At 41.5% G+C, this 10851-nt stretch carries 13 protein-coding genes; all 13 read left to right on the top strand.

The features are described 5' to 3' along the window. The first annotated feature begins 8 nt into the window (after positions 1-8). On the top strand, positions 9-635 hold the full coding sequence (locus tag AOQ70_RS05305) for a chemotaxis protein CheC (RefSeq protein WP_024424156.1): 627 nt from the start codon (positions 9-11) through the stop codon (positions 633-635). Continuing rightward, positions 635-1135: a chemotaxis protein CheD gene (locus AOQ70_RS05310; RefSeq protein WP_039178568.1), complete on the top strand. Its 501-nt coding sequence runs from the start codon at positions 635-637 to the stop codon at positions 1133-1135. Before AOQ70_RS05305 ends, AOQ70_RS05310 begins: the two co-directional genes overlap by 1 nt. 24 nt (positions 1136-1159) lie before the next feature. Next, complete coding sequence (locus tag AOQ70_RS05315; protein ID WP_024424154.1) at positions 1160-1927, top strand: FliA/WhiG family RNA polymerase sigma factor; 768 nt, start codon at positions 1160-1162, stop codon at positions 1925-1927. Positions 1928-1948: 21 nt separating this feature from the next. Further along, entirely contained in the window at positions 1949-2488 is a 540-nt protein-coding gene (locus AOQ70_RS05320) for a hypothetical protein (RefSeq protein WP_059375117.1), read from the top strand. Between the two features lie 155 nt (positions 2489-2643). After that, positions 2644-3378, top strand: a complete 735-nt coding sequence (rpsB, locus tag AOQ70_RS05325; protein ID WP_024426991.1) for a 30S ribosomal protein S2 — start codon at positions 2644-2646, stop codon at positions 3376-3378. A gap of 91 nt (positions 3379-3469) precedes the next feature. Continuing rightward, positions 3470-4351: a translation elongation factor Ts gene (tsf, locus tag AOQ70_RS05330; protein WP_034281801.1), complete on the top strand. Its 882-nt coding sequence runs from the start codon at positions 3470-3472 to the stop codon at positions 4349-4351. A gap of 134 nt (positions 4352-4485) precedes the next feature. After that, a complete protein-coding gene (gene pyrH / locus AOQ70_RS05335; protein WP_008344767.1) occupies positions 4486-5208 on the top strand; it encodes a UMP kinase in 723 nt (240 codons plus the stop codon). 1 nt (position 5209) lies between these two features. After that, positions 5210-5767 carry a ribosome recycling factor gene (gene frr, locus AOQ70_RS05340; protein ID WP_024424150.1) on the top strand — a complete coding sequence of 186 codons (558 nt, stop codon included), beginning with the start codon at positions 5210-5212 and terminating at the stop codon, positions 5765-5767. Positions 5768-5896: 129 nt separating this feature from the next. Further along, positions 5897-6679, top strand: coding sequence for an isoprenyl transferase (locus AOQ70_RS05345; RefSeq protein ID WP_039178577.1), 783 nt, complete (start codon positions 5897-5899; stop codon positions 6677-6679). Between the two features lie 12 nt (positions 6680-6691). After that, positions 6692-7486 (top strand): phosphatidate cytidylyltransferase, encoded by a 795-nt coding sequence (locus AOQ70_RS05350; protein ID WP_024424148.1) that lies wholly within the window; start codon positions 6692-6694, stop codon positions 7484-7486. Positions 7487-7525: 39 nt separating this feature from the next. After that, positions 7526-8677: a 1-deoxy-D-xylulose-5-phosphate reductoisomerase gene (gene dxr, locus AOQ70_RS05355; protein ID WP_059375119.1), complete on the top strand. Its 1152-nt coding sequence runs from the start codon at positions 7526-7528 to the stop codon at positions 8675-8677. 6 nt (positions 8678-8683) lie between these two features. Next, positions 8684-9949, top strand: coding sequence for an RIP metalloprotease RseP (gene rseP, locus AOQ70_RS05360; RefSeq protein ID WP_087975441.1), 1266 nt, complete (start codon positions 8684-8686; stop codon positions 9947-9949). 80 nt (positions 9950-10029) lie between these two features. Next, a partial coding sequence (gene proS / locus AOQ70_RS05365; protein WP_082700815.1) for a proline--tRNA ligase occupies positions 10030-10851 on the top strand: 822 nt, incomplete at its 3' end.

The raw sequence follows: 10851 nt of genomic DNA on the forward strand, positions 1-10851 counted from the left end.
GATGTGAAATGAGCATTTTCAACGAAATTAAAGATGAACAGCTAGATATTTTAGGAGAGGTTGGTAATATCGGGGCAGGCCACGCAGCGTCTGCTCTTGCCAACCTATTGGATCGCAAAATTGATATGGCTGTTCCTTTTGTCAAGGTTCTCTCGTTTGAAGATTTAATGGATTTCTTTGGCGGTGCAGATCTTCCCGTTGCAAGCATTTTCCTGCGAATGGAAGGGGATTTAACCGGGTCAATCTTTTTCATTATGCCGTTTGAGCAAGCGGAGCAATTTGTAAGAGAGCTTGTCCAGGATCCGGCATTTGATATTGATACGATTCATGAACATGAGATGGGGACGTCAGCACTTCATGAACTGGGAAATATTTTAGCGGGCTCTTATTTATCAGCCCTTGCCGATTTAACAAAATTGCAGCTTTACCCAAGTGTTCCAGATGTCACGCTCGATATGTTCGGAGCTGTCATTAGTGAAGGGTTAATGCAATTCAGTCCTCTTGGTGATCAGGCAATTGTGATTGATACATCTATTTTTGATGATCAAAATAAACAAGAGCTGAAAGGAAATATGTTTCTATTACCAGACTTTGAATCGTTTGAAAAACTATTCAAAGCATTAGGTAACCTATAATGAACGTGCAAATTCCGGCAGTTGTAAAGGTTGGTATTGCGGATGTTCAGCTTGTCAAAACACCGGACCGCATTCGGACATCAGGTCTTGGTTCTTGCGTAGGGCTTGTCTTGTTTGATCAAGAGAAAAAGCTGGCAGGCCTTGTCCATGTTATGCTGCCAGACTCCTCTCTTTCAAAAGGGACGGTGGAGAACTTGGCTAAATATGCAGATACAGGTGTCAAGCATACAATTGATCTGCTCCTAAAAGCAGGCGCACGCAAACATGCGCTAAAGGCAAAACTTGCTGGCGGGGCGGAAATGTTTAAGTTTAAGTCAACCAATGATCTTATGAGAATTGGACCTAGAAACGTTTCAGCTGTGAAAGAACATCTGTCTCTTCATCATATCCCGATTATTAGTGAGGATACAGGCGGAAACAGTGGCCGTACGATTGAATTCGATCCGCTTACGGCAGAGCTTGAGATCCGTACTGTGAAGCAAGGCATTATGAAGATATAACTAAGGAAGTATAGGGGGATAAAGATGCAATCCTTAAATTACGAAGATCAGGCGCTATGGGCTAGATGGAAAGAGTGGAAAGACCCTGCTGCTGGAGATGATCTTATGCGCCGCTATATGCCGCTCGTCACATATCATGTTGGAAGAATTTCCATCGGTCTCCCGAAGTCAGTGCATAAAGAAGACTTGATCAGTCTAGGGATGCTCGGTTTATATGATGCCCTTGAAAAATTTGATCCCGGAAGAGATCTGAAGTTTGATACATATGCATCCTTCAGAATCCGCGGGGCCATCATCGACGGTCTTCGTAAAGAGGACTGGCTGCCTCGTACATCAAGAGAAAAAACAAAAAAAGTAGAAGCGGCTATTGAAAAGCTTGAACAGCGTTATTTGCGTAATGTGACGCCGACAGAGGTGGCTGAGGAACTCGGCATGAGTGAACAAGATGTTGTCACAACGATGAATGAAGGATTCTTTGCAAATCTGCTCTCAATCGATGAGAAGCTGCATGATCAAGAAGACGGAGAAAATGTCCAAGTCATGATTCGCGACGAGAAGTCTGTGACTCCAGAAGAGAAAATGCTGAAAGATGAATTAATTGAACAGCTTTCTGAAAAAATCACTGAGCTTTCAGAAAAAGAAAAGCTCGTGATCAGTCTTTTCTATAAAGAAGAACTGACATTAACGGAAATCGGTCAAGTGCTCAATTTATCTACCTCGCGCATTTCGCAAATTCATTCAAAGGCCTTGTTCAAGCTTAAGCATCTGCTTGATAAAGCCATTCAATCTTAAAGAGTTAGTGAGTGAAAAAATATGTTATGGCTGATTAGCTTCATGCTTCATGCTGCACTTATTTATTTTGTGATTATTTTATATACAAGAATGAATTCGCTGAAGGCAACAGAACAAAAACAGCGAGAACTTCTAGAAGAAACGGAAAATACCCTGGCTGCATTTTTGATGGAAGTCAAAGAAGAGAATGACAAATTAACAAAAGTGGCAGCCGCTTCCCCTGATTTTTCTGCTGAAGAGCTGAAATCGGATCTTCAGACACCAAAGCAGCCACAACCACCAATTGAATCCCAGCAATCGGTCGAAAGTGAAGATCCCGTACCAGAGCACCTGTCGGCTCTCCTTAGCGAAGTTGAGGTGCAGGAAGAGAAGGTAAACGAACCCGTTCCACAACTTGAAACAGAGGCTTCTCTGCCTTCTGAAAGTGAAATAGATGAAACATTCGAGAACCAAGTGAAGACCTTATATGATGAAGGGCGATCACTAGAAGAAATAGCGAAAGAAATGAAAACTGGTAAGACAGAAATTGAGCTTTTATTAAAATTTAGCGGAAAGCTGTAAAGGATTCTTGATTGTCAGTCCATCATGTGTTATATTATTTCTTGGTGTTAAATACACACGCTTAATGATTCGTATGAAGGTGCTGCCGTGGCGCAGTTTTATGTGAACATGACTTAAGCGGAGGAAAAAAAACCATTATATTAGGAGGCAACAAAATGTCAGTTATTTCTATGAAACAATTGCTAGAAGCTGGTGTTCACTTCGGTCACCAAACTCGCCGTTGGAACCCAAAAATGAAGCGTTACATCTTTACAGAGCGTAACGGTATCTACATCATCGACCTTCAAAAAACGGTGAAAAAAGTAGAGGAAGCTTACAACTTCACGAAAAACCTTGCTGCTGACGGAGGAAAAATCCTTTTCGTTGGTACGAAAAAGCAAGCACAAGATTCAGTGAAAGAAGAAGCAATCCGTTCTGGTATGTTCTATGTGAACCAACGCTGGCTTGGTGGAACTTTAACAAACTTTGAAACAATCCAAAAACGTATTAAACGTTTGAAAGATATTGAAAAAATGCAAGAAAACGGTACATTCGAAGTTCTTCCTAAGAAAGAAGTCGTTCAACTGAAAAAAGAATTAGAGCGTCTTGAAAAATTCCTAGGCGGAATCAAAGACATGAAGAGTCTTCCGGATGCACTTTTCATTATCGACCCTCGTAAAGAGCGTATTGCAGTTGCAGAAGCTCGTAAATTGAATATCCCAATCATCGGTATCGTTGACACAAACTGTGATCCAGACGAAATTGATGTTGTGATCCCTGCAAACGATGATGCAATCCGTGCTGTAAAACTTCTAACTGCTAAAATGGCAGATGCGATTCTTGAGTCTAAACAAGGCGAAGAAGAAGCTGTTGTAGAAGAAACGACAGAAACTGAAACAACAACTGCGTAACCTATTCAAAAGGTGATAAGAGGGAAATGCCTTTTATCACCTTTTTTTCACCTAGTAATCCGTGTTTTAACATAGAAGGAGGAAATGTAAAATGGCAATTACTGCTCAATTAGTTAAAGAACTGCGTCAAAAAACTGGTGCAGGTATGATGGACTGTAAAAAAGCGTTAACAGAAACTGATGGTGACATCGAGAAAGCAATCGACCTTCTAAGAGAAAAAGGAATCGCAAAAGCTGCGAAAAAAGCAGACCGTATTGCGGCAGAAGGATTAACTCTTATCAAAACTGATGGCAACACAGGCGTCATCCTAGAAGTGAACTCTGAGACTGACTTCGTTGCGAAAAACGAAGGATTCCAAGCACTTCTTAATGAACTTGCTGATCATTTGCTTGCTGCTAAACCTGCAACAATTGAAGAAGCTCATGCTTCTAAAATGGAAAACGGTTCAACAGTTGAAGAGCATATCACTTCTGCAATTGCGAAAATCGGAGAGAAAATCACTCTACGTCGTTTCTCTGTCATCACAAAAGAAGATAATGCTGCATTCGGTTCTTACCTGCACATGGGCGGACGTATCGGTGTGTTAGCTGTTCTTAACGGAACAACTGACGAAGAACTTGCAAGAGACATCGCAATGCACGTTGCAGCTGTAAACCCTAAATACATTTCTCGTGACCAAGTGTCAGAAGAAGAAGCAAACCGTGAGCGTGAAGTATTAACTCAGCAAGCGCTTCAAGAAGGAAAGCCTGAAAACATCGTAGCTAAAATGGTAGAAGGCCGTCTAAACAAATTCTTCGAAGAAATTTGCTTACTTGACCAAGCGTTCGTTAAAAACCCAGATGAAAAAGTGAAACAAGTTGTAGCTGCGAAAAATGCAACTGTTCAAACTTATGTTCGCTATGAAGTGGGCGAAGGTATCGAAAAACGTCAAGACAACTTTGCTGAAGAAGTTATGAGCCAAGTGAAAAAATAATGTTTGAAAAGCTCTCTGGGGCTTTTTTAGGGAGCACAAGCACTGTGTTCCCTATTTTTTAGAGGATATTGATTTACAAAAGGCAGTTTCTTACGCATAATAAGAGACGGTATAGTATACACTTGGAGGTTATCATGAGCAAACCGAAATATAATCGCATTGTACTGAAGCTAAGTGGCGAAGCACTAGCGGGTGATGCTGGAAATGGAATTAACCCAACTGTCATTCAATCCATTGCAAAGCAAGTAAAAGAAATTGCAGAGCTTGATGTTGAAGTTGCAGTCGTTGTAGGCGGAGGAAACCTTTGGCGTGGAAAGACAGGCAGTGATCTAGGAATGGATCGTGCAACAGCAGACTACATGGGTATGCTGGCAACAGTGATGAACTCACTGGCGTTACAGGACAGCCTAGAAACGCTTGGCATTCAGTCTAGAGTGCAAACCTCTATCGAAATGAGACAGGTTGCAGAACCATACATAAGAAGAAAAGCGATCCGTCATCTTGAGAAGAAACGTGTCGTCATTTTTGCTGCTGGAACAGGTAACCCTTATTTCTCTACAGATACTACGGCAGCACTTCGAGCAGCAGAAATTGAAGCAGATGTCATTTTAATGGCGAAAAATAATGTAGATGGTGTCTACAGTGCTGATCCTCGTACAGATGCGGATGCAGTAAAATATGATAAGCTTTCATATCTTGATGTACTTAAAGAAGGGCTTGCTGTAATGGATTCTACTGCGTCCTCATTATGTATGGACAATGACATTCCATTAATTGTCTTCTCCATTATGGAAGAAGGAAATATTAAACGTGCCGTAAATGGCGAATCAATCGGAACGATCGTGAGGGGGAAATAACGTGTCAAAAGAAGTGTTGAACCAAACGAAAGAAAAAATGGAAAAAGCTGTACAAGCATACGGACGTGAGCTTGCAACTGTTCGTGCAGGCCGTGCAAATGCTTCACTGCTTGATAAAGTGACAGTTGATTATTACGGTGCACAAACACCTCTTAACCAAATTGCGTCAATCACAGTGCCAGAAGCACGTATGCTGATTATCACACCTTACGATAAAACAGCAATCGGTGATATCGAAAAAGCGATCCAAAAGTCTGATCTTGGCATCACGCCAACAAGTGACGGAAATGTGATCCGCATTGCGATTCCTGCGCTGACAGAAGAAAGACGTAAAGAGCTTGTGAAAGTAGTAAAAAAATACTCAGAAGAAGCAAAAGTAGCTGTTCGTAACGTTCGTCGTGATGCAAACGATGATTTGAAAAAGCTTGAGAAAAATGGGGAGATCACTGAAGATGAATTAAGATCATCAACAGAGGATGTCCAAAAATTGACAGATGAATATGTCGCTAAAATTGATGACGTGACGAAAGATAAAGAAAAAGAAATCATGGAAGTTTAAGAAAAAACTATGTACAATAGATAATAGTGAAAAGACCCTCTTCATGTTTACAGGGGGTTTTTTTGTTAATACTGTTGATGACTATATTATTAGCGGGAACGCAACCTTTTTGGGTGATGGAGGAATCTCATGCTCAATATACTCAAAAATTGGAAGAATCAGCAAACAGCAGCTTCCAACTTAGAAAGCCTGACAAAAGAAGACATATTAAATGGAGAAATTCCTGAACATATCGCCATTATCATGGATGGGAACGGAAGATGGGCGAAAAAACGTGCTCTTCCACGGGTAGCAGGTCATCATGAAGGAATGAAAGTCGTCAAGCGCATGACAAAGCTTGCAAATGAGCTGAATGTCAAAGTGCTGACTTTGTATGCTTTCTCTACGGAAAATTGGAAACGTCCAAAACTAGAAGTAGACTTTTTAATGAAACTTCCTGAAGAATTTTTAAACATCTACCTGCCTGAACTCATCGAGGAAAATGTCCGTGTGCGTTTAACAGGTGATCCAGACGGCCTCCCGCAGCATACGAAAAAAGCGGTAGAGAATGCAGTAAAGAGTACGGCAAATAACGACGGACTCGTTTTGAACTTTGCGCTCAACTATGGGGGGCGCACAGAAATCGTCTCCGCATGCAGACAAATTTCTGAAATGGTCAAAGAAGGTAAGCTTCAAGCAGAAGACATCACAGAAGAGATGTTTTCAGCTTATTTAATGACAGAATCTCTTCAAGATCCGGATTTGCTCATTCGCACGAGTGGAGAAATTAGATTAAGCAACTTTATGCTTTGGCAAATTGCTTACAGCGAGTTTGTCTTTACGGATGTGCTTTGGCCTGACTTTTCTGATGAGCACCTTATAGGCGCTATTGGAGAGTACCAGCGCCGCGGCCGGAGGTTCGGTGGAATTTAGAGGGTGGTGCAGATGAAACAAAGAATTTTGACGGGTGTTTTGGCAGCTGCAGTCTTTTTACTTGCTGTGATATATGGACAGATGCCATTTACCCTGCTGATTTATTTAATGGGAAGTGTCGCTCTCTTTGAGCTTTTAAGAATGAAAAAAATCTCGATTTTCAGCTTTCCTGGTATTGTCAGCTTAATATTGCTTTGGCTTTTAATGGGCGGAGACAACAGTTTCTTCCCAAACGTGGACGCATCAAAAATGCAGATTGCTTTATTCGCAGTCTTAATACTTTTAACTTATACAGTTTTGAGCAAAAACTCTTTCACATTCGATGAGGTTGCTTTTGTTGTATTAGCCACATTATATATTGGCGTTAGTTTCTATTATTTTATCCAAATTAGAGGCTTATATGGCATGAGTGCGATCTTCTTCGCAGCAGTGATTATTTGGTCTACTGACTCAGGAGCCTACTTTATTGGGAAATCTATGGGGAAACGAAAGCTTTGGCCAGAAATCAGCCCAAACAAAACAGTAGAAGGATTTATCGGCGGAATCGTCACAGCGGTCGTGTTGTCACTTGTGTTTCAGGCGGTTACAGGATTTTTGCCATCATATCTGCTTGTGATGTTTATTACTCTTTTACTCAGTATCTTTGGACAGCTTGGCGACCTAGTGGAATCTGCTTTAAAGCGTCATTATCACGTGAAGGATTCAGGGACAATTCTCCCTGGCCATGGCGGAATTTTGGACAGGTTTGACAGCTTTTTATTCGTTCTGCCGTTTTTATACTTACTGCTCGCAACGTTTGCCAGCTAACCTCATAGAAACTTATTGAACGAGAGAAGGAGTGGCAATTTGAAATATATTTCGCTATTAGGCGCAACAGGATCAATTGGAGAACAAACGTTAGATGTGATCAGGCAGCACCCGGACAAATTTAAGCTGAAAGCCATGACCTTTGGCAGAAATATAGCAAAAGCGATTCCGATCATTGAGCGCTTTCAGCCTGAATTCGTTGGCTGTGTAGACGAAGAAACCTATCACATGCTAAAAAATCATTCATTTGCATACGGTGTGAAGCTGGCTGCTGGTGATGAAGCCAACATCGAGGCAGCGACCTATGATGCAGTGGACGTAGTGGTTAATGCACTTGTAGGAAGTGTTGGACTTGTTCCAACATTAAAGGCCATTGAACAAAAAAAGACGATTGCACTCGCAAATAAGGAAACACTTGTAACAGCTGGTCATATAGTAAAAGAGTATGCTAAAACATATGATGTACCTTTACTTCCTGTCGATAGTGAGCATTCCGCTATTTTTCAATGCCTGCAAGGTGAACAAGCTAAAAATATTGAACGCTTAATCGTGACAGCTTCAGGTGGTAGTTTCCGAGATAAAAAACGAACTGAACTTGAAGGTGTTACGGTTGAAGAAGCGCTGAACCACCCGAACTGGTCGATGGGAGCGAAAATTACCATTGATTCAGCGACGATGATGAATAAGGGGCTCGAGGTGATTGAGGCACATTGGTTGTTTGATATCCCTTATGAACAAATTGATGTGCTGCTACATAAAGAGAGCATTATCCATTCGATGGTGGAATTTCACGACAAAAGCGTCATGGCTCAGTTAGGGACACCTGACATGAGAGTGCCTATTCAATATGCACTCACATACCCTGACAGGGCGCCGTTACAAGAAGCGAAATCATTGAACCTTTGGGAGATTGGACAATTGAATTTCCAAAAAGCGGATTTTGACAGGTATCGCTGCTTACATTTTGCTTATGAATCAGGTAAAATAGGAGGGACAATGCCTGCTGTACTTAATGCAGCAAATGAAATAGCAGTCGATGCATTTCTGAAAGGCAAAGTAACGTTCCTGCAAATTGAAGAATTGATTGAAAAGGCACTAATTAGACATCATGTGATTTCAACGCCTAGTTTGCAAGATATCCATGAAGTGGACAAAGATACACGAGACTTTGTTCAATCAATCCTCACATAAGGTGGTATGTTCGTGAATACAGTGATTGCGTTTATTATTATTTTTGGAACGCTCGTTTTTTTCCACGAGCTTGGCCATTTAATTATGGCGCAGCGCGCGGGGATTTTATGCCGCGAGTTCGCAATTGGTTTTGGGCCGAAGATTTTCTCCTTTAAACGAAAGGAAACCGTTTATACCATTAGACTCCTCCCTATTGGCGGATTTGTGAAAATGGCTGGAGAAGACCCTGAAGTCATCGAAATTAAACCAGGTCATACAGTGGGGCTCTTATTCAATGAGCAAAATGAAGTAGAAAAGATCATTTTAAATGATAAAGAAAAATATCCTGATGCACTTGTCATCGAAGTGGAGCAGATCGATTTAGATCATGCCATGAGAATCTCGGGATATGAAGCTGGAAATGAAGATATTCTGACTGGCTACAATGTCAGTCAAACAAGCTTCTATATTGCAGATGGTGAAGAAATTCAAATTGCACCATACAATCGTCAATTTGGTTCAAAAACAGTTTGGCAGCGAATTAAAGCCATCGCAGCTGGACCAATTATGAACTTTATCCTGGCGTATGTGATTTTGGTTGCTTTAGGCTTTATCCAAGGGGTAACCGTTGATGATCCTGTACTCGGTAAGCTGACGAAAGACGGCCGAGCGGCGGAAGCTGGACTGATGCAGGGAGATCACATCGTGTCCATTAACGGCGAGAAAATGAATTCTTGGACAGACGTCGTTCAAACAGTTCAAAAGAACCCTGAGAAAAAAATGAATGTCGTCATTGACCGAGACGGCAAAGAAAGCACTGTGCAGGTTGTACCAGAAGCTGTGAAAGCTGACGGAAAAAGTATTGGCCGTTTCGGATCATATCCGCCAACGGAAAATGGATTTTTGAAAGTCATTTCATCTTCAGGCACAACCGTCATTTCAACGGCAGGTCTGATCTTAACGAACTTGCAAAAAATTGTCACAGGACAATTTTCACTAGATATGTTAGCAGGTCCTGTTGGAATTTATGACATGACAGGAGAAGTAGCCAAACAAGGTGTGTTAACATTAATGCAGTTTGCGGCGTTCCTCAGTATCAACCTAGGCATCGTGAATTTGTTACCGATTCCTGCATTAGACGGAGGACGTTTACTATTCTTATTTGTTGAAGCCATTCGCGGTAAACCAATTAATCGTGAGAAAGAAGCACTTGTTGTCTTTATTGGTGTTGCTTTCCTCATGCTGTTAATGTTAGTGGTAACGTGGAATGACATCCAGCGGTTATTTTTATAAAAACCATTCTCTCTTGTTTCTCATTCCGGGAAACAAGAGTTTTTGTGAGAAGTCCTATTTCATAAATGAGGTGTAACGACATGAGACAATCCCTGACTTTCATTCCAACTCTTCGAGAGGTGCCGGCAGATGCTGAGGCAAAAAGCCATCAACTCTTAGTAAGAGCTGGATTTATTAGACAAAATACAAGTGGAATCTATCATTATCTGCCGCTTGCGCATAAAGTCATTCAGCATATTCAATCCATCGTCCGCAAGGAAATGGAAAAGGCAGGCGCAGCTGAGCTGTTAATGCCAGTGCTCCAGCAGGCAGAAATGTGGCAAGAGTCAGGAAGATGGTATACATACGGTTCAGAACTGATGCGTATGAAGGATCGCCATGGCCGCGAATTTGCGCTTGGTCCAACCCACGAAGAAGTGATTACATCACTAGTACGCAGTGAAGTGAAATCGTATAAGAAGCTACCTTTAACTCTATATCAAATTCAATCAAAATTCCGTGATGAACAGAGACCACGCTTTGGACTGCTGCGCGGACGTGAATTTATTATGAAGGATGCATACTCATTCCATTCTTCACCAGAAAGCCTCGACGAGACATACAACAAAATGTTTACAGCTTATTCTAATGTGTTCTCAAAAGTAGGTCTCAATTTTAGACCAGTCATTGCAGATTCTGGGGCAATGGGCGGAAAAGATACACATGAGTTCATGGCACTCTCAGAGGTCGGAGAGGATACCATCGCTTATTCTGATACTTCCTCATATGCTGCAAACATTGAAATGGCTGAGGCTGTATATCACGGAGAAGAAGCAAATCCTGCGGACTTCAAAGAGCTTGAAAAAGTCCACACGCCGCAAGCGAAAACAATCCAAGATGTGGCTGGATTTTTAGAAGTTGAT

It is taken from the genome of Bacillus sp. AM 13(2015), assembly GCF_001518755.1.
GTDB classification, from domain to species: Bacteria; Bacillota; Bacilli; order Bacillales; family Bacillaceae; genus Bacillus; species Bacillus safensis.

Bases quoted from the DNA above. Each gene is read 5' to 3' on its own strand.
- AOQ70_RS05320 (WP_059375117.1), top strand. From the start codon at position 1,949: ATGTTATGGCTGATTAGCTTCATGCTTCATGCTGCACTTATTTATTTT.
- AOQ70_RS05350 (WP_024424148.1), top strand. From the start codon at position 6,692: ATGAAACAAAGAATTTTGACGGGTGTTTTGGCAGCTGCAGTCTTTTTA.
- AOQ70_RS05315 (WP_024424154.1), top strand. From the start codon at position 1,160: ATGCAATCCTTAAATTACGAAGATCAGGCGCTATGGGCTAGATGGAAA.
- rpsB (WP_024426991.1), top strand. From the start codon at position 2,644: ATGTCAGTTATTTCTATGAAACAATTGCTAGAAGCTGGTGTTCACTTC.
- AOQ70_RS05310 (WP_039178568.1), top strand. From the start codon at position 635: ATGAACGTGCAAATTCCGGCAGTTGTAAAGGTTGGTATTGCGGATGTT.
- AOQ70_RS05345 (WP_039178577.1), top strand. From the start codon at position 5,897: ATGCTCAATATACTCAAAAATTGGAAGAATCAGCAAACAGCAGCTTCC.
- rseP (WP_087975441.1), top strand. From the start codon at position 8,684: ATGTTCGTGAATACAGTGATTGCGTTTATTATTATTTTTGGAACGCTC.
- AOQ70_RS05305 (WP_024424156.1), top strand. From the start codon at position 9: ATGAGCATTTTCAACGAAATTAAAGATGAACAGCTAGATATTTTAGGA.
- tsf (WP_034281801.1), top strand. From the start codon at position 3,470: ATGGCAATTACTGCTCAATTAGTTAAAGAACTGCGTCAAAAAACTGGT.
- pyrH (WP_008344767.1), top strand. From the start codon at position 4,486: ATGAGCAAACCGAAATATAATCGCATTGTACTGAAGCTAAGTGGCGAA.